General features: G+C 41.0%; 28 protein-coding genes and 1 tRNA gene. 17 read left to right on the forward strand and 12 right to left on the reverse strand.

Features of this window, described 5'->3' with window-relative positions; all coding sequences use genetic code 11:
* Positions 1-18 precede the first annotated feature (18 nt).
* The 3 genes from queF (at position 19) to ABXT41_RS02295 (ending at position 1700) form a co-directional block, all read left to right on the forward strand.
* Positions 19-843 carry an NADPH-dependent 7-cyano-7-deazaguanine reductase QueF gene (queF, locus tag ABXT41_RS02285; protein WP_415391217.1) on the forward strand — a complete coding sequence of 275 codons (825 nt, stop codon included), beginning with the start codon at positions 19-21 and terminating at the stop codon, positions 841-843.
* Positions 844-917: 74 nt separating this feature from the next.
* Positions 918-1478: a nitroreductase family protein gene (locus ABXT41_RS02290; RefSeq protein ID WP_415391218.1), complete on the forward strand. Its 561-nt coding sequence runs from the start codon at positions 918-920 to the stop codon at positions 1476-1478.
* 134 nt (positions 1479-1612) lie between these two features.
* Positions 1613-1700, forward strand: a tRNA-Ser gene (locus ABXT41_RS02295).
* A 30-nt stretch (positions 1701-1730) separates the two neighbouring features.
* Here the strand turns inward: ABXT41_RS02295 and ABXT41_RS02300 are convergent.
* From ABXT41_RS02300 to ABXT41_RS02330, 7 genes are all read right to left on the reverse strand, one after another.
* Entirely contained in the window at positions 1731-2306 is a 576-nt protein-coding gene (locus tag ABXT41_RS02300) for a sugar transferase (RefSeq protein WP_415391219.1), read from the reverse strand.
* The gene (tviB, locus tag ABXT41_RS02305; protein WP_415391220.1) at positions 2303-3595 is read right to left on the reverse strand and encodes a Vi polysaccharide biosynthesis UDP-N-acetylglucosamine C-6 dehydrogenase TviB; all 1293 of its coding nucleotides are present in this window, start codon (positions 3593-3595) and stop codon (positions 2303-2305) included. The genes ABXT41_RS02300 and tviB overlap by 4 nt, the downstream gene beginning before the upstream one ends.
* A gap of 89 nt (positions 3596-3684) precedes the next feature.
* Positions 3685-5616, reverse strand: a complete 1932-nt coding sequence (locus ABXT41_RS02310; RefSeq protein WP_415391221.1) for a polysaccharide biosynthesis protein — start codon at positions 5614-5616, stop codon at positions 3685-3687.
* 40 nt (positions 5617-5656) lie between these two features.
* Positions 5657-6298, reverse strand: a complete 642-nt coding sequence (locus ABXT41_RS02315) for a glutathione S-transferase family protein (RefSeq protein WP_415391222.1) — start codon at positions 6296-6298, stop codon at positions 5657-5659.
* A gap of 125 nt (positions 6299-6423) precedes the next feature.
* Complete coding sequence (locus ABXT41_RS02320) at positions 6424-7134, reverse strand: 16S rRNA (uracil(1498)-N(3))-methyltransferase (RefSeq protein ID WP_415391223.1); 711 nt, start codon at positions 7132-7134, stop codon at positions 6424-6426.
* Between the two features lie 112 nt (positions 7135-7246).
* Positions 7247-7987, reverse strand: a complete 741-nt coding sequence (locus ABXT41_RS02325; RefSeq protein ID WP_415391224.1) for an HNH endonuclease family protein — start codon at positions 7985-7987, stop codon at positions 7247-7249.
* A 67-nt stretch (positions 7988-8054) separates the two neighbouring features.
* Entirely contained in the window at positions 8055-9170 is a 1116-nt protein-coding gene (locus ABXT41_RS02330; protein ID WP_415391225.1) for an NAD(P)/FAD-dependent oxidoreductase, read from the reverse strand.
* 268 nt (positions 9171-9438) lie between these two features.
* Between ABXT41_RS02330 and ABXT41_RS02335 the strand changes: the two genes are divergently transcribed.
* Together ABXT41_RS02335 and ABXT41_RS02340 are read left to right on the forward strand one after the other, a co-directional pair.
* Positions 9439-9828, forward strand: a complete 390-nt coding sequence (locus ABXT41_RS02335; RefSeq protein WP_415391226.1) for a thiol-disulfide oxidoreductase DCC family protein — start codon at positions 9439-9441, stop codon at positions 9826-9828.
* On the forward strand, positions 9825-10532 hold the full coding sequence (locus tag ABXT41_RS02340; RefSeq protein WP_415391227.1) for an SDR family oxidoreductase: 708 nt from the start codon (positions 9825-9827) through the stop codon (positions 10530-10532). The genes ABXT41_RS02335 and ABXT41_RS02340 overlap by 4 nt, the downstream gene beginning before the upstream one ends.
* 86 nt (positions 10533-10618) lie before the next feature.
* Here the strand turns inward: ABXT41_RS02340 and ABXT41_RS02345 are convergent, their stop codons facing one another.
* Both ABXT41_RS02345 and ABXT41_RS02350 read right to left on the reverse strand, forming a co-directional pair.
* Complete coding sequence (locus ABXT41_RS02345) at positions 10619-11590, reverse strand: hypothetical protein (RefSeq protein ID WP_415391228.1); 972 nt, start codon at positions 11588-11590, stop codon at positions 10619-10621.
* Between the two features lie 58 nt (positions 11591-11648).
* Positions 11649-12704, reverse strand: a complete 1056-nt coding sequence (locus ABXT41_RS02350) for an inverse autotransporter beta domain-containing protein (protein WP_415391229.1) — start codon at positions 12702-12704, stop codon at positions 11649-11651.
* Positions 12705-13009: 305 nt separating this feature from the next.
* On the opposite strand from ABXT41_RS02350, the gene ABXT41_RS02355 reads away from it, so the two are divergent.
* The 6 genes from ABXT41_RS02355 (at position 13010) to ABXT41_RS02380 (ending at position 17818) form a co-directional block, all read left to right on the forward strand.
* Positions 13010-14281 (forward strand): NAD(P)/FAD-dependent oxidoreductase, encoded by a 1272-nt coding sequence (locus tag ABXT41_RS02355; protein ID WP_415391230.1) that lies wholly within the window; start codon positions 13010-13012, stop codon positions 14279-14281.
* On the forward strand, positions 14275-15042 hold the full coding sequence (locus ABXT41_RS02360) for a DUF1365 domain-containing protein (protein WP_415391231.1): 768 nt from the start codon (positions 14275-14277) through the stop codon (positions 15040-15042). The genes ABXT41_RS02355 and ABXT41_RS02360 overlap by 7 nt, the downstream gene beginning before the upstream one ends.
* A gap of 12 nt (positions 15043-15054) precedes the next feature.
* The gene (locus ABXT41_RS02365) at positions 15055-16209 is read left to right on the forward strand and encodes a class I SAM-dependent methyltransferase (protein WP_415391232.1); all 1155 of its coding nucleotides are present in this window, start codon (positions 15055-15057) and stop codon (positions 16207-16209) included.
* Between the two features lie 52 nt (positions 16210-16261).
* Positions 16262-16792 (forward strand): DUF3833 domain-containing protein, encoded by a 531-nt coding sequence (locus tag ABXT41_RS02370; protein WP_415391233.1) that lies wholly within the window; start codon positions 16262-16264, stop codon positions 16790-16792.
* Positions 16792-17544 carry an SDR family NAD(P)-dependent oxidoreductase gene (locus tag ABXT41_RS02375; RefSeq protein WP_415391234.1) on the forward strand — a complete coding sequence of 251 codons (753 nt, stop codon included), beginning with the start codon at positions 16792-16794 and terminating at the stop codon, positions 17542-17544. The genes ABXT41_RS02370 and ABXT41_RS02375 overlap by 1 nt, the downstream gene beginning before the upstream one ends.
* 88 nt (positions 17545-17632) lie before the next feature.
* Positions 17633-17818 (forward strand): DUF6435 family protein, encoded by a 186-nt coding sequence (locus ABXT41_RS02380; RefSeq protein ID WP_415391235.1) that lies wholly within the window; start codon positions 17633-17635, stop codon positions 17816-17818.
* A gap of 150 nt (positions 17819-17968) precedes the next feature.
* Here the strand turns inward: ABXT41_RS02380 and ABXT41_RS02385 are convergent, their stop codons facing one another.
* Entirely contained in the window at positions 17969-18523 is a 555-nt protein-coding gene (locus ABXT41_RS02385) for a lipocalin family protein (RefSeq protein ID WP_415391236.1), read from the reverse strand.
* A 158-nt stretch (positions 18524-18681) separates the two neighbouring features.
* Here ABXT41_RS02385 and ABXT41_RS02390 point away from each other — a divergent pair, with 158 nt between their 5' ends.
* Positions 18682-19125, forward strand: a complete 444-nt coding sequence (locus tag ABXT41_RS02390) for a DUF3429 domain-containing protein (RefSeq protein WP_415391237.1) — start codon at positions 18682-18684, stop codon at positions 19123-19125.
* A 36-nt stretch (positions 19126-19161) separates the two neighbouring features.
* On the opposite strand, the gene ABXT41_RS02395 is transcribed toward ABXT41_RS02390, so the two are convergent.
* Together ABXT41_RS02395 and ABXT41_RS02400 are read right to left on the reverse strand one after the other, a co-directional pair.
* Positions 19162-19470 carry a M48 family metalloprotease gene (locus ABXT41_RS02395; protein WP_415391238.1) on the reverse strand — a complete coding sequence of 103 codons (309 nt, stop codon included), beginning with the start codon at positions 19468-19470 and terminating at the stop codon, positions 19162-19164.
* A gap of 209 nt (positions 19471-19679) precedes the next feature.
* Positions 19680-20129 carry a TlpA family protein disulfide reductase gene (locus ABXT41_RS02400; RefSeq protein WP_415391239.1) on the reverse strand — a complete coding sequence of 150 codons (450 nt, stop codon included), beginning with the start codon at positions 20127-20129 and terminating at the stop codon, positions 19680-19682.
* 258 nt (positions 20130-20387) lie between these two features.
* On the opposite strand from ABXT41_RS02400, the gene ABXT41_RS02405 reads away from it, so the two are divergent.
* The 5 genes from ABXT41_RS02405 (at position 20388) to katG (ending at position 25128) form a co-directional block, all read left to right on the forward strand.
* Positions 20388-20900 carry a glutathione peroxidase gene (locus tag ABXT41_RS02405; protein ID WP_415391240.1) on the forward strand — a complete coding sequence of 171 codons (513 nt, stop codon included), beginning with the start codon at positions 20388-20390 and terminating at the stop codon, positions 20898-20900.
* 35 nt (positions 20901-20935) lie between these two features.
* Complete coding sequence (gene queC, locus ABXT41_RS02410; protein ID WP_415391241.1) at positions 20936-21595, forward strand: 7-cyano-7-deazaguanine synthase QueC; 660 nt, start codon at positions 20936-20938, stop codon at positions 21593-21595.
* On the forward strand, positions 21592-22257 hold the full coding sequence (gene queE, locus ABXT41_RS02415; RefSeq protein WP_415391242.1) for a 7-carboxy-7-deazaguanine synthase: 666 nt from the start codon (positions 21592-21594) through the stop codon (positions 22255-22257). The genes queC and queE overlap by 4 nt, the downstream gene beginning before the upstream one ends.
* A 100-nt stretch (positions 22258-22357) precedes the next feature.
* On the forward strand, positions 22358-22615 hold the full coding sequence (locus tag ABXT41_RS02420; RefSeq protein WP_415391243.1) for a hypothetical protein: 258 nt from the start codon (positions 22358-22360) through the stop codon (positions 22613-22615).
* Positions 22616-22845: 230 nt separating this feature from the next.
* Positions 22846-25128, forward strand: coding sequence for a catalase/peroxidase HPI (gene katG, locus ABXT41_RS02425; protein ID WP_415391244.1), 2283 nt, complete (start codon positions 22846-22848; stop codon positions 25126-25128).
* The last annotated feature ends 6 nt before the right edge of the window (positions 25129-25134 follow it).

A 25134-nucleotide genomic window follows, 5' to 3' on the forward strand; every position in this document is an offset into this window, starting at 1 on the left:
CATAAAAAATAGGTGCTTATGGCCACTGATAATAATTTTATTTTAGGCGCTAATACTCCATATCCGTCAGATTATGATTCAGGTTTATTGTGTCCTATCCTCAGAAAAAATGGGCGACAAGCAATCAAAATTGATGATAATTACCCCTTTCATGGGGTGGATATTTGGACAGCCTACGAGATTTCTTGGTTGGATTTAAAGGGTAAGCCTAAGTTTGCTATCGCTGAGATCACTGTATCATGTAAAACAAAGAATATAGTGGAATCCAAGTCTTTAAAGTTATACCTGAACTCCTTGAACCAAATGAAGTGTGAGTCTAGTAATGGTATTTCAGCGCTAATGAAAAAAGATATCGAAAGCTGCGTAGAGGGCCGGGTAGATGTCCATATGTATAGCCTGGGTGATTTCCATATTCGCGGACTCCCTTCATTCTCAGGTATATTACTGGATGATCTAGATGTTGTCGTTGATTCTTATAAGCCAGATCCTTCGTTATTATCCGCAGAAGAAAGTGGTGGGATAATCACAGAAACACTCTATAGTCATCTGCTGAAGACCAACTGCCCCGTCACCAATCAGCCTGATTGGGCTAGTATTATGATTAGATATACAGGACACCCGATTAATGCTGTGGGCGCCCTCAAATACATTATTTCTTACCGCCACCATCAAGATTTTCATGAGCAATGCGTTGAGCGTATATATTCGGAGATATATGCCCGTTGTCGACCTGTAGAATTGGAAGTTTATGCTAGATACTCTCGTCGAGGTGGTTTAGATATTAATCCTTATCGTAGTTCGAGAAAAATACATCCACCATTAATTCGCATATCTTGTCAGTGAACAGAGAGACTACTTATTTTTCAGGCAGGCGACCTGCTATAATGAGAAATACTTATTTTTTGTATAGGTGAAAAATGGATGCATTAGTTGCTTTGCAGAATAGGGCGTCTAGCACAAGACTGGTTGCCCCTGGTCCTACGATTCAGGTTCTTGAGAATATACAAAAATCAGCACTTAGGGCTGCCGATCATGGTCGCTTGCGCCCGTGGAGGTTTTTGATGATCGAGGGGGACGGTCGAAAAAAATTAGGTGAATTATTTATTGCGGCTGAAAAACAAAAAACAGACAATCTGTCAGAAAAAAAATGTGAGCTGGCTGCTAATAAGGCCATGAGAGCTCCAACTATTGTGATTGTGATTGCATGCATTAAAGATCACTCCAGGGTCCCGCGAATAGAGCAAATTATTTCAGCTGGAGCAGCAGCACAAAATATGTTGACGGCGGCTTATGCGCAGGGAATAGGAGCTGTTTGGCGCACTGGTGATTTAGCTTACGATAGTAAATTTTCTGCCGAACTAGGCTTAACAATGAGTGAGACAATCGTTGGTTTTTTGTACCTAGGGACTGCTTCCCCTGGCTGTGAAGCCAAGGCCCCCAAAATGAACACCAAAGATTATTTTCAATCTTGGCCTTGACGATTGCTATTTAAGGAGTGGTTGTGTAGAGTTCAATCGCTTTAATTTGCGCTAGAAGCTTGGATTTTTTAGTGCAAGAGATATTGCTGTGTGGCGGCCATATGGCCCACTGTCTAAGAAAAAAATTATTTTATGGTGAGGTGGCCGAGTGGTTTAAGGCGCACGCTTGGAAAGCGTGTGTACGGTAACGTACCGAGGGTTCGAATCCCTCTCTCACCGCCATATATTAATCAATTTTTGGCTATTATTCCTTTAGTTTAGATTTATTTTGTCACCCAAACCCTTGCCCATAAGCGTTAAAAAAATGTACCGAAAATAATTCTTCAGATTGAGTGTTGTCAACATCCTTGCATCAACCTCCGCTAGCAGCTGTGGGTTGGACATGTCTATTCCTTGAATTTGCGCTAGACCTGTAATACCAGGACGGATGTCGTAGACCCCGAGTGTCTCACGCTCCTGAATCAGCTCATTCTGATTGGTCAAGCAGGGCCTCGGGCCAACAAGACTCATCTCACCTTTGAGTACATTCCATAGTTGCGGCAATTCATCTAGTTTTGTTCGACGTAAAATTTTCCCGACCGATGTTACCGCAGATGCGCTGGAAAGATGTGAAGCAATAGATGGCGTGCCTGGCAGCATGGTGCGAAATTTTATTAGAATAAAAGGTTTTTGGTTGCGACCTATACGCTCTTGTTTAAACAAGAGCGTGCGAGAACCAATGCTGTCAAAAACTAATATAGGAAGTAGCAATGGAAAAAATAGCATTAAACCAGAAAAAGAAAAGAATAAATCCATCGAACGTAGAATTTTTTGATTCAATTCGCTCATAAACGCAGATCCGATGATGCTTCATCTAGCAGGTATTTTAAGTCATAAATAATATGCTCGGGAGAGGCAAAACGTCGAATTTTTTCGACACCCATTACCTTGAATCTATCGTGCGCAACAGCAATGATGATAGCATCATAGGCGCCAGGTAAAGGCTCCATTGTCATTGTGAGCCCATATTCTACCTGTGCTTCATGTTTGTCTGCCCAGGGGTCGTAAACATCGATCTGAGCGTTATATACTCCTAATTCATGAATGATGTCTATAATCTTAGTGTTGCGTAAATCTGGACAGTTTTCTTTAAAGGTCAACCCCATGATTAAAATTTTTGATCCCTCGATCTGAATTTTTTTCTTGCTCATCGCCCCAATTAATTGTGAGGCAACATAAGCCCCCATGTTATCGTTCATTCGCCTGCCGGCAAGAATTATTTCAGGAGTGTAGCCGATCGCCTGAGCTTTATGTGTCAGATAGTATGGGTCTACACCGATGCAGTGTCCGCCTACAAGGCCGGGTCGGAAGGGAAGGAAATTCCACTTGCTGCCAGCAGCCTCGAGTACTGCTTGGGTGTCGATGTCCATCTTGTTGAAAATGATAGCAAGCTCGTTAATAAGAGCGATGTTGAGATCACGCTGGGTGTTTTCGATAACCTTGGCAGCCTCAGCAATTTTTATGCTCTTCGCTTTATGTGTCCCGGCGGTAATGATTTCATTATAAAGAGTGTCGATAAGGTCAGCAATTTCTGGCGTCGAGCCGGAGGTGACCTTTTTGATGCTGGTGATACGATGTTCTTTATCGCCGGGGTTAATACGTTCAGGGCTATAGCCACAAAAGAAGTCTTCATTAAATTTAAGGTTTGAGTATTTCTCAAGCACTGGCACACAATCTTCTTCGGTTGCGCCGGGATAAACTGTTGACTCATAGATTACGATATCACCTTTTTTTAAGACCTTGCCGATTGTCTCACTTGCTTTAAGTAACGGCATTAAATTGGGCCGCTTATCCTTATTGATCGGAGTCGGGACGGTGACTATGTAGCAATTAGCATTCTTTAGGTTGTCATGGTTTGCTGTATAGGTCACATAACTTGCTTGTTTAATTTCTTTATCTGTAACCTCTAGTGTTTTATCAATGCCTTTTTTTAACTCTTCAATGCGACTGATATTAATATCAAAACCGATAAGGGGAAATTTTTTCCCAAATTCCACAGCAAGTGGCAGGCCAACATAACCAAGACCAACAACAGCAAGTTTTAAGTCAAATATTGATTGTGGGGCGCTGTGGGTCATATCTTAAGATTCTCTCGATAGTAAGAATGAATTTAACTATAGTAAAGGCTGGCGGAAACGCCAAGCAATTCTTCATAGTGTCACCAGTGTTACTTTTGTCGCTCTAGCGCTAAATGCATGCAGTCGACTATTGTAGTGCTTGGCTTGTAGTCTGTGACAAGTTTTTCGAGAATACTGAGCGTTAAAAGCAAGTTATTTTGAATAAATGCATTTTGTAGTAAATTAATGTCAACCTCTAACTTCTCCCAGCTAATAAACGCATCATGCGCCTGTTGAATCTTGGGATGGGATGTCGGTCGAGGATCTTTGCCAAGCAACAGTTCCTCGTAAAGTTTTTCTCCTGGTCGGATACCAGTGATGCTAATTTTTATATCCCCATCGGGATTAAGATTATCCTGAATAGTCAGTCCCGACAATCTAACCATTCGTTGAGCTAGATCAGCAATCCTAATCGGTTCACCCATATCCAAGATAAACACATCCCCACCAGTTGCCATGGAGCCGGCCTGGATGACTAATTGCGCTGCTTCTCTGATGGTCATAAAGTAACGAGTGATATCCGGATGAGTTAGAGTGATGGGTCCGCCAGCCTGTATTTGTTTGCGAAATTTTGGAATTACAGACCCTGATGAATTTATTACATTCCCAAACCTCACCATAGAGAATTGTGTTTTTTTGGAATGCTTTTGATGTGCAAACAAAGATTGCAGGCATAATTCAGCAAGGCGCTTGCTGGCACCCATGGCATTAGTTGGACGAACTGCTTTGTCGGTAGATATAAGTATAAAGTTTGAAACCTCGTTTTTAACGGCCGCTTGTGCGGTTACCAGTGTTCCGATAATATTGTTTTTGATCCCTTCTGTTAGGTTATATTCCACTAGCGGCACATGTTTATAAGCAGCTGCATGATAAATGGTGTTAGGTTTCCAGGTGGATATGATTGCTTGCATACGATCTTTATCTTGCACAGAGGCAAGTAATGGAATTAATTCAATATCAGAATTTTTACTGGCTTGGAATTCTTCGAGTTCAGCATGAATGGAATACAAGGCAAACTCGTTGATTTCTAGCAACAATAACTTACTTGGATTATATTGAATGATTTGTCGGCAGAGCTCGCTTCCTATTGATCCTCCTGCCCCTGTTACCAGCATAACTTTACCAGTAATGTTTTTTGTCAGCAGAAGACCATCAGGCTTGACTGTTTCGCGACCCAATAGATCGTTTATATCAAGCTCCTGTAGATTAGAAACCGTCACTCGGCCCTCTGTTAGATCCAGTAAGCTGGGTATGGTGTGAATAGAAATCCGGTAATTTTCAATACGTTTTATGATGTCATTTCGGTGTCGTCGGCTAGCGGATGGTATCGCTAACAATATCCGCGTGATACCTTTAGATGAAATTAGATTTGGCAGTTCTTCTTGCGAAAAAATCGGTTTGCCATTGATTGTGTGGCCATGTAGTTCTTTATCATCATCCAGAAATCCAACTATTTTCATCTGGTTGTTTATATCGAGAGCGGCGATTAACTCCTGACCCGCTTTACCAGCGCCATAGATCAGGGCTTTTGGTAATGGACCGTGATATCGCGAGCTTAGGCAGACAAAAGCTAGCCATCTGGACCCTGTGATAAAAATTGTCAATAACAGCGGCTGAATTAACCCTATGGTTTTTGGGATTCCTAGAACCCCAATGCCAGTAATGAGGCCTGCATATACAAAAGCATATAGTCCGATTGCCCGGATAATTAAAAATATCCCTCCGCTTCCTGAAGAACGAAAGATGCTGAGGTATATGCCCGAGAAAAATAAGATGGGCAGGGCGAAGATTATAGAAAATATTGTTGCTGCTAAGATGGACTCTTCAGAATAAGAGATAGGCTGACCTAGTCTGAGATAAAAGGCGATCCAAACTGCCAGCACACAAAGACTTGCATCTGTAGCAAGCACGATAAACTGCTTAGCAAGACGTGGAAGATCATCCATTTTTTTTGAAAAAAATAGTCCAGTTACGCTTAACATTTATTTGATGATCTCTGTTATTTGTTATTATCGATCAAGCTCAAGCTTTTGCGCTGTCTCTCATAGAGACTGTATTGTACCACTCAAGAGATCGAGCATTACCTTCTGGAATTTCTCTTTCAGCCCATTTGGCAAAATCAACAGCACAGAAAGCAGTAATGTCAGCCATTGTAAACGAATCACCGGCAACAAACGTATTCTCCGTTAGGTAGCGCTCCAGCCAGGCGTAAAAATTGTTGAGCGTATTCTGCCCTCTATCTACCAGACCCTCTATGGCTCCAACAGCATCATTTCCTGGAAGACTCCGGTATGTGAAGTTTTCATTTTTTTTGTTGTTACGAAAAGCCTCTGAGACAGCGATCATCCCATCAAACTCCATCTTGCGTTGCAGGCACTCGACTGTTGCTCTCTCTAGTGGAGTTTTTCCTAGCAAGGGGGTTTCCGGATAGACCTCTTCAAGATACTTGCAAATAGCCATAACTTCATCAAATCTAGTGCCATCGTCTAGCTCTAAGACAGGAAGTAATCCACGCGGATTGATGGATAGGAACGCATCTTTAAGGTTTTCCCCGCCAATAATATCGACTTCGATTTTCTGGATGTCTAAGCCTTTTTCAGCAATAAACATACGTGCTCGTCTTGGATTAGGCGCTACAGCGCAGTCGTAAAGTATCATAGCCATTGATATCCTTTTTTTACAGAGAGATAGTACAAATTTATATTTTCTTCAGATCAAAAGAGTACACTTTTTTATGTGTGTTTGAAATTTTTATTGTAAAGAACGAGCTTCAAAATGGTTCCTTTTATTTATAGAAAAATTTTCCCTAGCAACGATGGGATAATGGTCTCTACTCGCTGGATTCTACTTCCCATGGAAATAGGCTGAAAGCCAATCTTTGTAAATTTATCTACTTCATATTCGATGAACCCGCCTTCAGGGCCAATGGCTAGTATTGTGGGTTGAGTTACACCGACAGGGCAAGAGGTGTCACCATTAGGGTGTGCGACTAAAGAATAGGTATTACTAGCCATTTCGGCCAATTCATCCTCTATAAACGGCTTAAAGCGTTTTTTTATAGTCACCCTTGGGAGCAGGGTGTCGCAGCCTTGCTCTAGACCTAACAGCAACTCTTTTTTGATAGAAAGTTTGTTTAGACAGGGCGTTTGCCAGTAGCTTTTTTCTACCTTCCAGGTATTAATTAAATAAAGCTCTTTAACTCCCAATGTGGCTATAGTTTGAAGAATTCTTTTAAGCATCTTAGGGCGCGGCAGGGCAAGGACAAGAATTAGAGGCAATGCTTTCGGTGGATCCTCTGTTAATGATACCTGCAAGAATGCGGAATTTGATTGAATTCTTGTAATCGTTGCGGTGCCTAGTTGACCGTTGATAACCCCAGCCTTTATACAGCTGCCAACGCTGACTTTTTGTATCTCTAGCATGTGCTTGAGTCGACGATCAGATAGCTTGACCACTCCTTCACCTATAAAGTCCGTATGTTCTAAAAGCATCAAATTCATGAGTGATTGCCTGGGCTTTAAGTGCTTTTGTTGGCAGGAGGTTTTTCGCTTTGGTGTGAGACTTAACTATATCAAACATAAAGCCTAACGTTGAGTGGTTTATAGGGTCCAGTTAGTCCCCGCAGGAAGATAATTGTAAAGATTGGAGATGATTTGCCTCTGTATTTGATAGCGCAAGAGTATAATTTTCTATTACTTGGTTAAAAGCGCGAACATAAGAGCAGTGAAATTTTTCATTGGGCGGCAGCCATTCCAGAGGCCCCTTAGCTCCTTTTTCTTGATTTACTTTTTTTGTCACAGCAAACAGATTATTTTCATCGTTAACGAAAGCAGATCTTTTCTCGGGTGGCCACAACGATGCTCCATGAATCCAAGCCCATTTTAATGGGACTAGGTGGTCAATATCCATCTCCTTGGCCCGATGAATAACCATTCCTGTGTAGGGGTCATTCCAGAGACCCCGACTAACCGTACAACCGTTAGCCTTCATGTCCACCCGACTAACGGATAACTTTATCAATATCTCATGGCGTGTATTTTGACAGTCTTGATCTTTATCAATCCATCCACCAAACATAGAGCGATGATATTTTTGCGAATCTTGCTCTTTAGCCGTTTTAGTGCGAAATGACTGGGAGTGGTCAGCAGAGATTTTAGGCAACTTTCCTCCGCTTTTAATACAGCCCTCAAGAGAGGCGAATGGCTGAAAGTGTTTAATATTTGAGTAGTACGGACTCGCTGCGCCATGACATATAGCACGCTTACTCTTTTTGACTATGTTATCAGGCAGGCAGTTAGCATAGGGTAGGGCGAAGACAATCAACACTATCAAGAATCTAGTTAAATTTTGCATAACCACGTAATCTGAATAAATTGATTATTACACAGGAGTGGCACTTCGGTATAATTTTAGCTAGCGACTATACGCTATAGTAGTTCTTGAGCGGATCTCTGTCTGATAAGGATTGAATGATATTTTCTGCAAGCCTTCTTCCGCTTAACCATGCACCTTCAACCTTGCCTTGATTCAACCAGTCGGCACACATACCTAGATTATTTTCTTTGTCCCAAGCAAAAGTCATATCTAATGGAGGCGTTGCTTCTGCATAGCGCCAAAGATGAGCTTGATATTGATCAGGAGGAGAGCCCCCGAGAGCCAAGAACTCTTTGATTAACAGTTGTGCAGCCTCCTCTGCGGAAGCATCGATGTGTGATTCGCTCCATTCTGATGTTGCGTGAAGCACCCAGGCTTCATGGCCACCTCTTTCTGGCTTGCTGCTGTTTCTGGCAATCCACCTTAGTGGGCCCTTGTTGACGAAGGCAGCGTCAAACTTTAAGTCTATTTTTTCATTGAAATTGAGCATGACAGCCCAGGATCCAGACATCTTTATATCTTGAGCAATCGTAGTGAGCGCGGGTGAGACTTCTTTAAATAGCTCGACTGCTTGAGGTGCAGGAATAGCCGCGATCACAATATTGAAGCTACCTTTTATAACGCCATTTTCCTTGCTTTTTAGTGACCATCTAGGGTAGCTTTGAGGTCTAATAAATACAGACCCTATGGTTGTGTTTAAATTAACAGAAAGTCCCCTGGCCATAAGTGCAGCCGGTGTTGTCATTTTTGGAACGCCAACAAAACGTTCCACATTGGTGGTGTTTGGAGAGCGCAACTGCGCGATATTTGCACTCACCCAGTTGGCAAAACGTTTTGCGTGACTTGTGGTAGCTTTCACGGGCCCCGGATCACCCAAAACTGATATTCTCGGGGACCACAACTGCGCAACACCTACACCAATCCAGCCGGCAGCCTCTTTTTTGAAATCAGGATCCGTTGTAGTGAAATATTGGGCTCCATGGTCAAATTCTGAGAAATCATTTCGCCTAGTGGCCATTCGTCCAGATAGATTACGCCCTTTGTCAAATACTTCAACGATATAACCTGCTTGCGCGAGAGTCTTGGCGCAAGAGAGCCCTGCAATCCCAGCGCCAATAATACCAACAGTTTTAGTCTTTAATTTCGGGGATGTGCTGTCCATGACTCTAACCACTAAGAATATCTCCACTGTTTAGTTTGTTTTGGAATTTTAGTATAATGAGGATTGCAGGCAAGGAATTTTTGAAAATCTCTATTCTTTTTTCGTCATAAATTTTTAGTTTTTTTAATAACTGAGGTCTAATCTAGCAATCTCGACATAATATAAAAATCAGCACGAAGAAATAGAAGCGACCAAGCAGTCAGTCTTTTCATTCCAGATCTTCACATCATTGCCTTAAACACGACAATCGTAAAATAAAGAGCGCATTATGACAAATTTTTTTGACAAAGATAACACCCAAGATGTGTTGTATTTTGATGGCTCTTGCCCCATGTGCACTAAAGAAATAAAAGCATTGAGGCGTTTGAATGGCGGCGGCCTATCCTTTGTGGATGTTCACGGATGTGAAGTTGACCAACATATGCCCACAAAGCTGGAGATGCTAAAAGTGCTGCATCTGATGACCGCTGAGGGGGACTGGCTTAAGGGAATTCCGGCAACTGTTAGAGCCTGGTCTCACACCCGTTGGGGCTGGTTATTTAAGCCGCTGCTATGGCCTCTCTTTAGCGACGTAACAAATTATATTTATAAGTTGTGGGCAGAACGACGATACGAGCGTCTTTATGGCTGCGATACCTGTGCTGGTGACGATAATTGAAAGTCCTTGTCGTGGGAGGGAATGGGGGTATAGGCGCGGGATTAGTAAATGCCATACTGGAGTCAAATGATGACGCTATCGTACATGCGACTTATCGACAAGCACTGCCCTCGTTTACACATGATCGACTGAATTGGCACCAACTGGATGTGACCCATGAAGAGAGTTTCAAAAAACTTGCATCCGAAGTGAAGGAAGTGGATTGGATTATTAACTGTGTAGGGATGCTTCATACAAAAGAAAAAGGACCAGAAAAAGCAATTCGTTCTATCGAGCCAGATTTTTTTATGGACAGTTTCCGTATCAACACTCTCCCATCTTTATTGTTAGCCAAGTATTTTTTTAGATCTATACTTGCCTCGTCACCAACCGTCTTTGCTGTAGTTTCAGCAAAGGTTGGAAGCATTCAGGATAATAGGCTAGGTGGTTGGTACAGCTACAGGGCATCAAAAGCAGCACTGAATATGGCATTAAAAACTTTATCGCTGGAGTGGCGCCTGAAGCTGCCAAATTGTTGTGTGGCAGCATTGCATCCAGGGACAACGGATACGCAGCTGTCTATGCCGTTTCAAACAAACGTTCCCGAACATAAGCTGTTCACTACAAACCATACAGCTGGATTATTGTTAGAGGTGATCCATGGGCTGAATCCGCAAAAAAGTGGCCGATTTTGGAACTGGGATGGCGAAGAGCTGCCGTGGTAGAATTGATTTTTTTAACGCTTGAATAAAAAAACCCCTTAGATTTTAAGGGGTTTTTCTGAGGAGCATCGCAACTAAGAGTGATGGCTTTAATCAGTGACTACGACGTCCACTTGAAAGGGGTCTGCGCCCATTTTAACAATGTATTGATTGGCACCGTCAAAGCCTGAGTCAACAGAGACTGCATCTGTAAGCTTGAATTTGATTTCGAATTTGCTTGATGCTGTTACAACCTTATCTGTTGCGAAATCAACTCTGGCAAAAATTCTTTTTGCGTCACCAAAACCAGTCGCAACACTTATGTTGTCAGCTTGCAGCAACTTGGCTTTCATAGAGTCGCCACTCGGCTGTGTGTAAGAGGTTGCATCGGTAGCCGTAAAGGCTTCTTCGCCGAATCCTCCCCCCATTGAATCAAATATTTCCTTAGTGAATGCTGGGGCAGCATCTGCGGCTGTACCACATTCTATTCCGGTGCTTGTGACTGACCCATTGTCGCGCAAGGCAGGATCAAAACCACCATAAGTAGTGGTGTATGCTATGGACCAGCAGGTAGTTCCTGACACTATACCTCCACCATCAGGGTTTGAAAACATAGCTGTATCGTATGTTTGTGTATGCTTAACCTCGAGGGAGTTGTCGAGTATCATGAATCCATAACCGTAGGTTCCTGGGGCGATAACACCAGTCGTAGCTAAAGGTGTTGGTGCGCCAACTCCTTGAATGGTATGAACCACCGGTGCCTCAGAGTCAATGAAATATGAACAAGTTGAAAAGTCATTAGCTGCAAACGGGTCTGCTGTACATGTACCAAATTTATATATATTAATACGGTAAGCATCAGGAATTTCCGAGCACTGATCGCCATCGTTGCTTGTATCTGCCGCCTGTTTGAAGGGGCTACTGCCAGCTGGAGCCCCGAGTCCTGCATATACCTTGATGATGCTACCAGAAGATTTCTCGCAGACGTGGCTAAGATTGTCAGCAAATGCTGCCAAGGCAGAAGATGAAGCGAAAATGAACGGAAGTATTAAAATCATTAGCCACTTGCGTGTATTTGTCATGTTTATTTTCCTTAAACTGTCAATTTATTAAACAGATCTAGTTCGGTTATTTTTACCGCTAGTATCCTGAAACTTGCACCTGCTGACCACCCTGGCTTTTCATCTGTTTAAAAATTTTATTTTCACGACGTACTTTCTCGTAGCGCTTTGCTTCCATGTCATCAAGCTGATAAGCATATTTGCTGATCAGCGGTGCAGCATCGGCCGGTGTTTTGAACAGCTCTGTTAAGTTCACGCTGATTTTGAAAAAATTGGCATCTTTCTGAGCATTGCTTGAGGTATTACCGTAGTTAACCCTACCAAACTCAACTTCCACTCCGCGTAATCCAGGCGGTATTGCACGAATAGATAGGCTGGTGCCAGAGATATCTTTAACGCCGCTGAGCTCACTATCCCAGGTGAACGCTTTAGCAAAAATGTGCGCCCAATTCATATAAGGTAAAGGCATACCGATTTCAATATCACGCCCGTCTAGACCTCTTTCATCTAAGCCATCTCTCCCATCTCGCCAGTCTGTTAGACTATTGTAGACGTTTGCATTTATCTCACCGACAGTGGTTCTAGCCTCGAAACCAAGACTCGTGCGCTGATGATTGTAAGGAAATTCATGATCATAAAACGCGTTTATCCCTAGCATCAGTTTTTTATCTAACATGAGACGACGATACCCAACACCTAGGTTGACTGTGGTTCGATTATCTGAGTAATAGATGCTGTCTTGCGTAAAAAATGTATTGATAGAATCACTGGGATCCGAGAGAGGGGCTACAATTAAGATGCTTGATGTGGGATTTGATCCGTTCATCATATCGAGCTCTAGCTCAACCGTTGGGAAGTATTTTTCTAAATAAGATTTGGAGATTTCAGCGCCTTTGTTGTTAAGCGCGTTAAGCGCATCGCTTTTTAGTGATTCAGCACTAAGCGAGCTCGTTTGAGTCGCCATGCCCTTGAGAGATTTAAGGTCGTTGAGGGTTAGGTCCGGCGGACCTCCACCAGCTAGAATCTGCTTTCCTGCAGGAAGTAGTGAAAAAGGGCTGCTAGTCAGAGTGTCTGCATATGCGCTGACGGGCGAAAACATTAATACAACCAGGGCAATAAACTTAATATTTTTCATATAATAATGTGCGCTTAATTTATATATTAAGCTCTAATTATAACATACTTAATTTTCTTATTTCTACAACATTCCTTATTTCCTTATTTCCTTATTTCCTTATTTCCTTATTTCCTTATTTCCTTATTTCCTTATTTTATTTCCTTATTTCCTTATTTCCTTATTTTCTTTACTTTTAAATGATATTATTTTGTTAGTGTGATGTTGCTTCATCCTCAGCTATATAGAGATTAAGGCATGCTATATCAGCTATAGTTTGACGCTATATAGACAATTATTTTAAAGACGACAAGATTGAACCCTTTATGACAAAAAAGAAAAAAATAGCGGTTATCGGTTCTGGTATTGCCGGACTAAGTGCTGCTTATTTCCTTAAGGATTCCTGCGAAGTAACTGTCTATGAAAAAAATAAAGTATTTGGGGGCCATAGTAGGACAATTGCAATAACGACAGGGGATGGTAAAACCTTAGAGGTAGATACAGGTTTTATTGTACTAAATGATAGGACCTACCCTAAGCTAAATCAGTTATTGCAAGACATTGGGATTGAAATTAAAGATACAGAGATGTCTTTTGCTATTTCAGTTGATGATGGCGCTTTAGAGTGGGCTGGAACCTCTCTTGATGCGCTCTTCGCCCAGCGAAAAAATTTATTGAACCTTCAGATGCTCAGAGGGGTGCTGGATATCATAAGATTCAATGCTAGCGCGAAGAGGTTTGTTAAAAAATTTCCCCATCTTTCTTTGGGCGAATTAATTAAAAAAATGAAACTCAAGTCATGGTTCCGTGATTATTATATTCTGCCGATGGGCGGTGCAATTTGGAGCTGCTCATCAGCAGCGATGTTGGATTTTCCTGCAGCCACGTTCGTCAATTTCTTTGATAATCATGGCTTGCTGAGTCTTAGGAACCGACCGCAGTGGCACACGATAAAGCACAAAAGTAGGACTTATGTGGAGGCCCTAGTTGCCTTGATTCAAGAAAAAGGGTGTTTGGTTAATAATGCCTCCATTCAATATGTTGATTGCTCAAGTGACTCTGTCGAGATAAAGGAGCATGACCAGGAAGCAAAAATTTATGATGAAGTGATATTTGCCTGCCACCCAACTGAGACGCTTGATATTTTGAGATCTGTGACCTCAAAAGAAAAAATGATTTTGGAGAAATTTTCCAAACAAAAAAATATCGCATTTACTCATTGTGATTTCGATCAAATGCCAAAACAACGAAAATGCTGGAGTAGCTGGAACTATCTTTACAAGAAAGAGAAAGAAGATCACAGCGTTGCCGTGACTTATTGGATGAATAAATTGCAGCATATAGATCCGCTAGCACCTGTATTTGTGACCCTCAATCCGGTCAAAGTCATTCCTAAAGAAAAGATCTACGATGTCCATGAGTTTTATCACCCAGTGTTTAATGAAGCCGCTATTGCAGGCCAGTTAGAGCTAAATGCAATACAGGGCGATCGCCATACCTGGTTTTGCGGGGCATATCTACGCTATGGTTTTCATGAAGATGGCGTATGGAGCGCAACCAGCATTTTTGAAAAAATGACCGAAAGAAAGCTATGTTGAAATCTTCCTCTCTCGTAAAAATGAAGATCTTTCATAAAAGACACCGTCCAAAGGAGTACGAGTTTTCTCATAAAATGTTGTATGTTTGCTTGAAGTTAAGCGCAACTTTTTCGGCTATAAAGACCAGATTTTTTTCAGTGGAAGGGTTTAATTTTTTTAGTATCTTCTGGAAGGATTATGGCTTTAAAAAGTTTGCCGACCCTAGATTTTATATCACCGAGATACTCGACAAGCAGGCTATCGATTCCGGCTGCATCGATAGTGTTTATCTGCTAACAATTCCGAAGGCTTTAGGCTGGGGCTTTAACCCCATTAGTTTCTGGCTATGCTTTGATTTGCAAGGTGCTTTGCGCATAGTTTTGGCTGAAGTGAACAATACCTTCAATGAAAGACATGGATATTTGTGTTTTAACCCAAAAATGGAACCAATTACTCGCTTGACTACAATTAGCCAACCAAAAGTATTTCATGTTTCGCCTTTTTGCCAGGTCAGGGGGCACTATGATTTTAAATTTGATATCAATGAAGCCAATATGAAAATAGATATAGATTATTTTGATGAGGGTGAGAGGTTGATCTCGACAGCCATACATGGAGAAATCATAAAATTTAATGACAGGAATCTGGCTGCATATTTTCTCTCGTTACCGTTTATAACATTTAAGGTACTATTTTTTATTCATTTTCATGCATTTCGTCTTTGGTTCAAAAAAATTCCATTTAGGCCAACACCCAAAAAACCAGATATCGATATTACTTAAGGTTAAAAAATTATGAGCGTCAAATACATCAACACCTTAAAGAGATTTTTTGAGGCAGCCAATGTCGGCCAGTTAACTATTTACTTGCCTGACTCTCAAGAAATAGTTTTTTCTGGAGACAGCTCAGGACCCCAGTGCGATTTGAGAATAAACGATTGGGTCGTGATGAGTATGATAGCGAAGAGGGGGGACATAGGCCTGGGTGAGGCCTATCATTTAGGATTTTGGGACAGCTCGGATGTTGCAGAATTTTTGACTTATTGCAGTTTCAATTTAGGCAACATTAAGAACCGCGGACAAGCCAGTTTTTTTAATAAATTATTCTTTTATTTGCATCACCAATGGGTTCGGGCAAACACCATCTATGGCAGCAAAAGAAATATACTAGAACACTATGATATAGGAAATGATTTCTATGAGTCTTGGCTGGATTCTACAATGACCTATTCTTCAGCTATATGTAAAAATCCTACTGATAGCCTAAAAGAGGCTCAAATCAATAAGTATCAACGTATAATTCAGAATCTGGACATAAAGGATGCAAAAGTTTTAGAAATTGGTTGTGGATGGGGAGGTTTTGCCGAGGAGGCAGCGAGCGCGGGCGCTAAATTAACCGGCCTCACTATATCTAATAAACAGCACGATTATGCTAAAAAAAGATTAAATGGAAATGCTGATATTCTAATGAAGGACTATCGAGAAATAGAAGGAAAATACGATCGTATAGTGTCTATTGAAATGTTTGAGGCAGTCGGTGAAAAGTATTGGAAACTGTATTTTGATCAAATAAAGAGATTACTCAAGAAAGATGGCAAGGCAATGATACAGACGATCACCATTGATGATGAGGTGTTTTCCAGTTATCGTAAAAAAAGTGATTATATTAGGCATCACGTCTTTCCCGGAGGCATGCTACCTTCCAAAAAGGTTTTTTGCAAAAGGGTGAAAGATTCAAAATTAGGAGTCGGCGAAGTATTTGAATTTGGCAAAGACTACGCTTGGACGCTACAGAAATGGAAGAAAAATTTCATGGCACAAAAAGATCAGCTACTAATTGGTGGGTGCTCAGAGTCTTTTCTTCGATCTTGGGAGTTTTATCTCAGCATTTGTATTGCAGGCTTTAACTCAGGTAGAACAAGCGTTATGCAAGTTGAAATAATGAATTAAATAGATATCTGTTAATAGCTTTTCTTTAACTTTATGGAATCATAGGCTTTGTATGAAAAAAATTAAACTATTGGTAATGGGTATTTTGTGCTTTATTTTTTCTGGCTGCACTAACAACTCCTTAGACTATTATGGAGACAAGGCTAAAAAGATAGACCTGAAAACATTTTTTGACGGAGATGTGGAGGGCTGGGGCAGTTTATTTGATTTTCAGGGCAGACAAACAAGAAGTTTCACGGTCACTCTTAAGGGCACATGGGACGGAGATGTTGGTATCCTGGAAGAATGGTTTATTTTTGATGATGGAGAAAAAACTCAAAGAACATGGAAGATTGTTTTCTCTGATGAGTCTACATTCGTCGGTTCTGCCGAGGATGTGGTGGGAGAAGCCAAGGGGCGGGTGAATGGCAACGCAGTCAATTTAAATTATGTCCTGAACATACCCTACAAAGATTCAACCATGAACTTAGATATGGATGATTGGATGTATCTTACAGAAAAAAATACAATTGTTAATCGCACCTCAATGAAAAAATTTGGTTTTAAAGTGGGTGAGATTGTTTTGGTCATGAAGAAGAAATAATGAAGAAAATTTGGCTCATTGGGGCAAGTGAAGGAATTGGCAGAGCTGTTGCTCGGGAGCTAGGGAAAAATGTCGATAATTCTTTAATCTTGTCTGCTAGAAATGAAGAACGACTCCTTGATTTATCTTCTGAGTTAGAAGCAAGCTCAATAATATGTCCATTAGATGTCGGCGACAGCCAGTCTGTAGAGGACTGCTGGAAAGAAATAGTCAATAAAAAAACAACGATTGATACTATTATTTACTGTGCTGGCTATTATGCGCCAATGACCGCAGAGAATATTGATGTGGCCCAGATAGAAAAAATGATTAATGTAAATTTAGTTGGCGCGGTTAGGGTGCTAAGTCAAGCTGTACCGGAGTTTATAGGTAAAAAAAGTGGGCATATTGTCCTAATTTCTAGCATTGCTGGTTATCGTGGCCTGCCAAATGACACAGGCTACGGGTCCAGCAAGTCTGGCCTTATTCATTTAGCAGAAAATCTAAATTGTGATTTATCTGAATATGGCATAAAAGTACAACTTATTAGCCCCGGATTTGTTAGAACCAGACTTACTGATCTTAATAATTTCAGGATGCCTTCATTGATGTCAACTGAGCAGGCGGCTAAGCATATCGTGAAAGCAATTGAGAGCAAGCATTTTGAGGTAAGGTTCCCGTTTTTGTTCGCCAACTGCTTGAAGTTGCTTAGTTTGCTGCCGTATTCAGTTTATTTCTGGTTGATGAGGAAAATCAGAGCTCGTTTAAAATAACAGTAGTTAACGTTTAAAAAAGTCGAAAGTAGGCTGATTTATATGAAAACCACTCAATTATTATATTTATTTATATGGATAAAATATTATGTTTGGACTGTTTAAGAAGGATCCGTTAAAAAAATTAAATGCTGAATATATGAGTAAATTAAAAGAAGGTATGGAGGCACAACGTTCGGGGGATATATTTAAATATTCCGAACTCACTCGGGAGGCCGATCAGATTCTTCAAAAAATTCAGTCCCTAGAAGCTAGCATCAAAGCTAGTGACTAACCTTATCTGTGAAACCACTTAGCGTATAGATTTTTTATGAGCCCCAAGATAGATCTATCGGGCATATTCCATGGGTAGCCGTTGCATTTAGAATAATACTTACAGTCTGGTAAGCATCCCCTGCAGGGTAGTCTTTTTGCGTGTTCTTTTTTATTCATTGAGATTTTCAGCCTTAGTGCTAAAGGTTTTTAGGTTATCGCAGCTATTATCGACATAAATAAGTTCAGTTTTATCGAATCCTAGGCTGCCAATCTTTTTTTCAAAATGCTCCTTTAAGCTATTCGCTACACAAGGAGTTCTTGAGAGTAACCATAAGTAGGATTTACTGTCACTTGTAACAAAGGCATATTGATAATTATTACCCAGCTCAAAAACTATATATGAGCTATAAAAAGGCCAGAAAAATGATACTTTTAGATGACCTTTATTTTCGGCACCAACAAAATAAGCCTTACCTTCCGCATCTTTCCATTGATTATTTTTTTTGAGCCCTCGATTGAGCACTTTGAGTCCTCCGTCATCGCGCATGGAGTATTCGGCAGAAACATTGCTCATACCTCGTTCAAATGAGTGGTCAAGTCTAGCAATTTCATGCCACTTTCCTAAATACCGGGCAATATTAAAATTGTCGACTGGCTTAATTTCATCTGCAATTACAATACAACTAGCGAGGCTTAATATAGTAGCGAAAATAAAATTTTTCATTAGCATTGAACTAGTTTGACACAGGGTTGGTCTGCTATCTAGAGTTAGTGGGAGTTTAATGATCATTTAAAGAATGATATGGTTTTTATGAGCTACTTAGTTAAAGCTATCAATGAAGAAATGTTTGATTTTAGTTACTTGCAGTACATGAGGTGGAAATGAACGATAAAAAAAATCATGACCAGAGGATAGCCATATATCTTGGATATTTTGGGTTAGCTCCTTTCGTAGTATCGTTGTTGACAGCAAACTATATGGAAGATTTCCAGGACATTTCAATTCGGGGATTTTCGATTTACTCCGCTGTTATTATTTCATTTATGAGTGGAATTCATTGGGGCATGGCGTTGACCTACAATCATCGTTCTCGTGCAAGGTTTGTGGTAAGCACTGTGGCACCTGTAATGGCTTGGGCTGGATTGTTATTTCTTCCTTTACCTTTTGCGGTGATTACTTTAGGCGCGATCCATTTGGCAGGACTTAAGACTGATGCAGTATTTTTTTCAGCCTCTGAAATATCATTATCGTATCGGAAGATGCGATTAAGGCTTACCTGTCTTGTAGTTGGATTGCATTTTTTGATGACCCTATTCATTGTCTAGAATGCTAGGGTTTTTTTTGACCATACATCATGGAATCTATTTTCTTTCCGGCAAAAGAGGTAGCTCATTCAGTATTTTGCTTTGAATTTCATTGTGCGCAGCACCCAAATTTACCCATCTCTCAGCTGTTGAGGGGTGGCTAGCGCCATGATTCTCTTTGATTCCTGAGGGGTGTTCAATGGCCATTCTTCGCCAGAATCCAGCAACATGAGTGGTATCGATTCCAGCATTTGCGAGATAGTACATTCCAACATAGTCGGCGCCTCTTTCAAACTCTTGGCTGAATAGGCTGGATGTAGTTTTCCCAAATATTCCCTGGGTATTGATGCCATAGTCAGCAGCCACAATGTTTACAATGCCACCTAACCAATAATTGCCTTTTTTCCGCCTCTATGAGTTCTCAGTTACGCTCAACATGTACTTCATGGCTGCTGCCTTTAGCAATTTGAGAAGTCGGCGCACAGCCTGCTAGGATCGAAAAAAGAATGATCGATATATAAAAATAAAGAAATAAAAATCTGATTCGCGTGCGCGCTAGAAATTTATGCATTTATTTATTGGACTTCTTCTGCGACTATATTTTTTATTTGCTCCACAAGTAAACCTTGGTCCCATTCAGCGCTTCCTTCTAATTTTGCCACCATAAATCCTTTTGGATTTATCAGTACAGTTGTAGGTAAACCTTTGAAGTTCAGGTCGCGAAAGCCTTCATTCTTTTTATCATACCAAACTAGAATTTTTTTCAGTGCCATAGATTTCAGGAAGGGCTTCACTTCATTGAATCCGCCCGCATCCTGGCTAATAGCGATAATAGTAAGATCTTTTTCATAGAAGCTTTCAGCTAATCGATCCAGGGCCGGCATTTCCTTTATACACGGAACACACCATGTTGCCCAAAAGTTAACCAAAACATAGCGGCCTAAAAATTTTTCTATTCCTACAGATTGATTTCCATCATCAAAAGACATAGAGGGTAGTGATGTAGGTGAGGGTATAATATCCATTAGCTTCTCTGCTGAGGCATTGACGGACAATATCGCTATGGTCAAGAGACAAAGAAAATATTTTTTTAGGGCTATAATCATATTTTTTGTATTCAGAAATTAAGTTTTTTGCCGGTCCTTGCTATAATACTGCGGTATAAGCCAACTAGTATAAACGTAGAACGTAAAGGTAGCATGATGAGATTGTTTATAGTTTGCTGTTTTCTTTTATGCCAGTCTTTTGTCTGCGCAGAGGTAACTGAAGGGGGATCAGGTAATATGGGGAAAAAAGAGTTAAGCAAAGGTAGTAGTGCGCATCAATTTGAGTTTACTTCCATTGATGGAGAGCTGTTGCCATTATCTAGTTTTGCCGGCAAAACCCTATTGGTGGTGAATACAGCATCACGCTGTGGATTTACGTCACAATATGCAGGACTGCAAAGTTTATGGGAAAAGTATCAAGATCAAGGCTTAGTTGTGCTCGGGGTACCATCAAACGACTTTATGAGCCAAGAGCCTGGGTCGGAAGACGAAATCAAGACTTTTTGCACAGTTAACTTCAATGTTAATTTTCCGATGACATCAAAAGTTCATGTAAAAGGAAAAGATGTTCACCCGTTTTATCTCTGGGCAAAACAACAATCTGGAGCCCCTCGATGGAACTTTCATAAATACTTATTAAATGACCAGGGCGAACTGATTACCGCTTATTCCTCTGTAACCAGCCCTCTCTCTAATAAAGTTGTGAAGGCCGTTGAATTGGCCCTAGGGGTTAATGAGCAGTCATATTGATCGATCGATGTTAGTTTTTAGGTAGAAATAATTTTATGTCAGAAATAATTGTTGTGATCTTTTCCGGCGGAATGGATTCTTACACCCTCTTGAACCGTGCTCTCAAAAATGACCTCCAAGTATCAGCTGTGACATTTAATTATGGCCAAAGACATGCCAAAGAGATTGAATACGCCGCTTCTGCGTGCGTAGAGCTAGATATCCCACATAAAATAATTGATATCACTGCTATTAACGAGCTCCTTCAGGGCTCCTCGCTTACCTCAAATATTGATATTCCTGAAGGCCATTATGCCGATGAAACCATGAAGTCCACTATTGTCCCAAATCGAAATATGATCCTGCTATCTCTTGCAGTTGGTTATGCAATTTCTATTGGAGCAAAGAAAGTTTTTTATGGTGCCCACTCTGGTGATCATGCGATTTATCCGGATTGTCGGCCAGAGTTTGTAGAAAAAATGAATAATGTGTGCGCTGTTGCAAATTATCAGCCTATTGAAATTGTTACCCCTTATTTAAATTACGACAAAGGGGAGATTGTAAAAGATGGTCTCTTGATGGGTTTGGATTACACTAAAACCTGGAGTTGTTATAACGGAAAAGACACGGCTTGTGGTAAATGTGGCGCCTGTTTTGAGAGAATGGAGGCTTTTGCTTGCAATAGCATGAGCGATCCTTCGGGGTATGAGCAATGAAGAAAACCTACAAGATAAAAGAAATCTTCTATACGCTACAAGGAGAGGGTGCTCAATCTGGCCGACCGGCTATTTTTTGCAGATTCAGCAAGTGCAATCTATGGAATGGTAGAGAAGAAAGTCGAGCTGAAGCTATTTGTAATTTCTGCGATACTGATATCCTGGGTACTGATGGCGAAAATGGTGGAGAGTACAAGACTGCAGCTGATTTAACATCAAAAGTGAGCGACCTCTGGCCAAAAAAAACAGGCGGAAAACCTTTTGTGGTATGTACTGGAGGGGAGCCAGCTCTTCAAATGGATGATGATCTTGTTAGGCATTTTCACCAAGCTGGATTTGAAGTTGCGATAGAGACAAACGGCACATTGCCACTACCTGCAGGCATCGATTGGGTATGTTGTAGCCCCAAGGGGACGTCAAAGGTTGTGATCAATCAATGTGATGAACTTAAGCTGGTCTTCCCCCAAGCGGATGCTATGCCGGACAGTTTTTTACATATTAAGGCTGATTATTTTTATTTGACACCGATGGCATTAATTTCAACTAAAGAGGCGATATACCCAAATCAAGATGATATTACGCAAAAAACAATCAAATTTTGCTTGAATAACCCCAAGTGGCGACTGAATCTGCAGACGCACAATATATTGAATATTTCCTGAATCTCAGAAGCCTTTATGTTCATAAGGGGTAGATACCTTTACTTTTTTCTTTGAAGAAGATAAATTAGATTGCCGTTTTAGATATTGATTGAGTTAATTTGTGAAGTGCAATATAAAAGCCCTCAGTTGGAGTGAAGAGAAAACTTTTGCTGATAAACAATCAAAACTGATTGAAAAGTCTGAAATGAAGTTAATGGAAATAGGCTATACTCTTGTGAGTAGAAATACTTACTGGATAGTTTATGATCTTGCGGGCCATAGAGAGGTATTCGAAAGCCCTGAAGATCTGTACAAGTATAGTTATCGCAAAAGATACAATCATGCTGCACTCAAGACTCCCACCTTCGTAGTTAAATAGAATCTATCCTGCCTAAAAATTCAATTTCAATTTCAAAAAAATTGTTGTCAGACCAAAGTAAAACCATTGATTATATTTTCTATAGTTATGAAGAAGGGTCGCACTTAAAAGCCTTAGAAGCCGCTGGAGATAAAAAGGTCTCCCAGCCAGACTATTGAGGTAAGCTATTAGAGGTATAAAAAAACAGAATTTAACTATTAGCGACTAAGATATTATAGTTAGCTCTAATCATGTCAGACGATTTAAATAGAGAGAGTGACATTATGCGAAGGTATAAATTATTAGGTGTTTTTTTGGCAGCTTTAGTATCTTTTATTGCAGCTTCTCAGATAGTTATAGCTGAGAATTCGATTAAAACGAAATCTAATCAATTTTGGTGGCCTGATCAGCTCGATTTGTCTCCTTTGCGTGATCATGACATTCGCTCTAATCCACTTGGTGAAGAATTTAATTATGCAAAAGCTTTTGAGTCACTCGATCTTGATGCTGCCAAGAAAGACATCGACGTATTACTGACGACCTCACAAGATTGGTGGCCGGCAGATTATGGAAATTATGGACCATTCTTTATTCGTATGACTTGGCATAGTGCAGGCACATACCGCACATTTGACGGCCGAGGTGGTGGTGGTGGTGGACAGCAACGTTTCGACCCTCTTAACAGCTGGCCGGATAATGGCAATCTTGATAAGGCGCGCCGGTTGCTTTGGCCGGTAAAACAAAAATATGGCGAGGCTCTTTCTTGGGCTGATTTAATGATTCTTGCGGGTAACGTTGCTCTTGAAAATATGGGTTTTGAAACCTATGGTTTTGCAGGGGGGCGTTCTGATGACTGGGAGCCTGATTTAGTTTATTGGGGTCCAGAGGTTGAAATGTTAGCAAGTGATCGCGAGGGGCGAGATGGGAAACTTCAGCAGCCTTTAGGTGCAACTCATATGGGTCTGATTTATGTGAATCCTGAAGGCCCGAAAGGTAAACCTGACCCGATAGGTTCTGCAAAAAATATCCGTATAACCTTTGGGCGTATGGCAATGAATGATGAAGAGACACTTGCCTTAATTGCAGGCGGCCATACGTTTGGCAAGATGCATGGTGCTCACAAACCCAAGGACTGCGTTGGGCCAGAACCAGCAGCAGCCCCTATTGAAAACCAAGGATTAGGCTGGAAAAATAAATGCGGCAAAGGTCACTCTGAAGATACAACCACTAGCGGTCTTGAAGGGGCTTGGACGCAAGCACCAATACAGTGGACTAGTTTGTATTTAGAGAACTTGCTTAATAACGAATGGGAGGAAACTCGGAGTCCTGCAGGTGCGATTCAGTGGGTACCAAAGAACAAAGGTTTAGAGAGCTCTGTGCCAGATGCGCATATAAAAGGAAAATTTCATGCACCTGTGATGACTACAGCTGACCTTGCATTGAAATTTGATCCTGAATACAAAAAGATCGCCGAACGTTTTTTGGCGGATCCAGCAGAATATCAAAAGGCTTTTGCCAAAGCATGGTACAAGTTAACTCATCGCGATATGGGTCCAAGCGCACGCTTCTTGGGTAAAGAAGTACCAGAAGAGAAATTAATTTGGCAGGATCCTGTGCCAAAACCAGACTACAAGATGGTTAGTGACAGCGATATAGCTGGCTTAAAAGAAGAAATTCTTGAATCTGGTCTGAGTAACTCAGAGTTGGTAGCTGTTGCTTGGGCCTCAGCTTCGAGCTTTCGTGCATCAGACATGCGTGGCGGTGCTAATGGTGCACGAATCGTACTAGCTCCTCAAAATACCTGGAAGATTAATAATTCAGCGAAATTGACCAAGGTGCTTGAAAAGCTGGAGTCTATCCAAAAAGGCTTTAATAGCTCATTTCTTAATAACTCATTTTTGGGTCGCAAGGTATCTTTGGCAGACTTAATAGTACTTGCTGGGGCGACGGCTATTGAGAGAGCAGCCCAAGATGGGGGTATATCAATTGAAGTGCCATTCACTCCAGGCCGGGGTGATACAACTCAAGCGCAAATAGACGTAAATTCTTTTGCTATGTTAGAGCCAAAAGCAGATGCATTCCGCAATTATTTTAATAAAGATGAAAGCTATCGACCTCCAACAGAGATGTTAATAGATAAGGCTGATCAGCTAACTTTAACTGTGCCAGAAATGACGGTATTATTGGGCGGCATGCGTATGTTAGGCGCTAATGCAGATGGCAGCAGCCATGGCGTGTTTACGAATAATCCTGGCGTGCTTAGCAATGACTTCTTTGTGAATCTTTTGGATATGGCCACTAAGTGGCGCAAAGCAAACATTGAAGGGGTATATGAAGGAGTAAATCGCAAAACTGGTGAGGTAAAATACACCGCGACACCAGTTGATTTAATCTTTGGCTCAAATTCCGAGCTGCGCGCTATTGCTGAAGCTTATGCCTTTGATACCTCGAAAGAGCGATTTGTTAAGGATTTTGTAAAAGCCTGGATAAAGGTTATGCGATTGGATCGCTTCGACCTTAAGCATGATATTTAATCTATG

It is taken from the genome of Porticoccus sp. Uisw_050_02, from assembly GCF_047729555.1.
Lineage (GTDB): Bacteria > Pseudomonadota > Gammaproteobacteria > Pseudomonadales > Porticoccaceae > Porticoccus.

Bases quoted from the DNA above. Each gene is read 5' to 3' on its own strand.
- ABXT41_RS02370 (WP_415391233.1), top strand. From the start codon at position 16,262: ATGAAAAAAATTAAACTATTGGTAATGGGTATTTTGTGCTTTATTTTT.
- queE (WP_415391242.1), top strand. From the start codon at position 21,592: ATGAAGAAAACCTACAAGATAAAAGAAATCTTCTATACGCTACAAGGA.
- ABXT41_RS02345 (WP_415391228.1), bottom strand. From the start codon at position 11,590: ATGACAAATACACGCAAGTGGCTAATGATTTTAATACTTCCGTTCATT.
- ABXT41_RS02325 (WP_415391224.1), bottom strand. From the start codon at position 7,987: ATGCAAAATTTAACTAGATTCTTGATAGTGTTGATTGTCTTCGCCCTA.
- ABXT41_RS02290 (WP_415391218.1), top strand. From the start codon at position 918: ATGGATGCATTAGTTGCTTTGCAGAATAGGGCGTCTAGCACAAGACTG.
- ABXT41_RS02390 (WP_415391237.1), top strand. From the start codon at position 18,682: ATGAACGATAAAAAAAATCATGACCAGAGGATAGCCATATATCTTGGA.
- queC (WP_415391241.1), top strand. From the start codon at position 20,936: ATGTCAGAAATAATTGTTGTGATCTTTTCCGGCGGAATGGATTCTTAC.
- ABXT41_RS02405 (WP_415391240.1), top strand. From the start codon at position 20,388: ATGGGGAAAAAAGAGTTAAGCAAAGGTAGTAGTGCGCATCAATTTGAG.
- ABXT41_RS02315 (WP_415391222.1), bottom strand. From the start codon at position 6,298: ATGGCTATGATACTTTACGACTGCGCTGTAGCGCCTAATCCAAGACGA.
- ABXT41_RS02310 (WP_415391221.1), bottom strand. From the start codon at position 5,616: ATGTTAAGCGTAACTGGACTATTTTTTTCAAAAAAAATGGATGATCTT.
- ABXT41_RS02335 (WP_415391226.1), top strand. From the start codon at position 9,439: ATGACAAATTTTTTTGACAAAGATAACACCCAAGATGTGTTGTATTTT.
- tviB (WP_415391220.1), bottom strand. From the start codon at position 3,595: ATGACCCACAGCGCCCCACAATCAATATTTGACTTAAAACTTGCTGTT.
- ABXT41_RS02385 (WP_415391236.1), bottom strand. From the start codon at position 18,523: ATGAAAAATTTTATTTTCGCTACTATATTAAGCCTCGCTAGTTGTATT.
- ABXT41_RS02360 (WP_415391231.1), top strand. From the start codon at position 14,275: ATGTTGAAATCTTCCTCTCTCGTAAAAATGAAGATCTTTCATAAAAGA.
- ABXT41_RS02300 (WP_415391219.1), bottom strand. From the start codon at position 2,306: ATGAGCGAATTGAATCAAAAAATTCTACGTTCGATGGATTTATTCTTT.
- ABXT41_RS02400 (WP_415391239.1), bottom strand. From the start codon at position 20,129: ATGGATATTATACCCTCACCTACATCACTACCCTCTATGTCTTTTGAT.
- ABXT41_RS02365 (WP_415391232.1), top strand. From the start codon at position 15,055: ATGAGCGTCAAATACATCAACACCTTAAAGAGATTTTTTGAGGCAGCC.
- ABXT41_RS02330 (WP_415391225.1), bottom strand. From the start codon at position 9,170: ATGGACAGCACATCCCCGAAATTAAAGACTAAAACTGTTGGTATTATT.
- katG (WP_415391244.1), top strand. From the start codon at position 22,846: ATGTCAGACGATTTAAATAGAGAGAGTGACATTATGCGAAGGTATAAA.
- ABXT41_RS02350 (WP_415391229.1), bottom strand. From the start codon at position 12,704: ATGAAAAATATTAAGTTTATTGCCCTGGTTGTATTAATGTTTTCGCCC.
- ABXT41_RS02380 (WP_415391235.1), top strand. From the start codon at position 17,633: ATGTTTGGACTGTTTAAGAAGGATCCGTTAAAAAAATTAAATGCTGAA.
- ABXT41_RS02375 (WP_415391234.1), top strand. From the start codon at position 16,792: ATGAAGAAAATTTGGCTCATTGGGGCAAGTGAAGGAATTGGCAGAGCT.
- ABXT41_RS02320 (WP_415391223.1), bottom strand. From the start codon at position 7,134: ATGAATTTGATGCTTTTAGAACATACGGACTTTATAGGTGAAGGAGTG.
- queF (WP_415391217.1), top strand. From the start codon at position 19: ATGGCCACTGATAATAATTTTATTTTAGGCGCTAATACTCCATATCCG.
- ABXT41_RS02355 (WP_415391230.1), top strand. From the start codon at position 13,010: ATGACAAAAAAGAAAAAAATAGCGGTTATCGGTTCTGGTATTGCCGGA.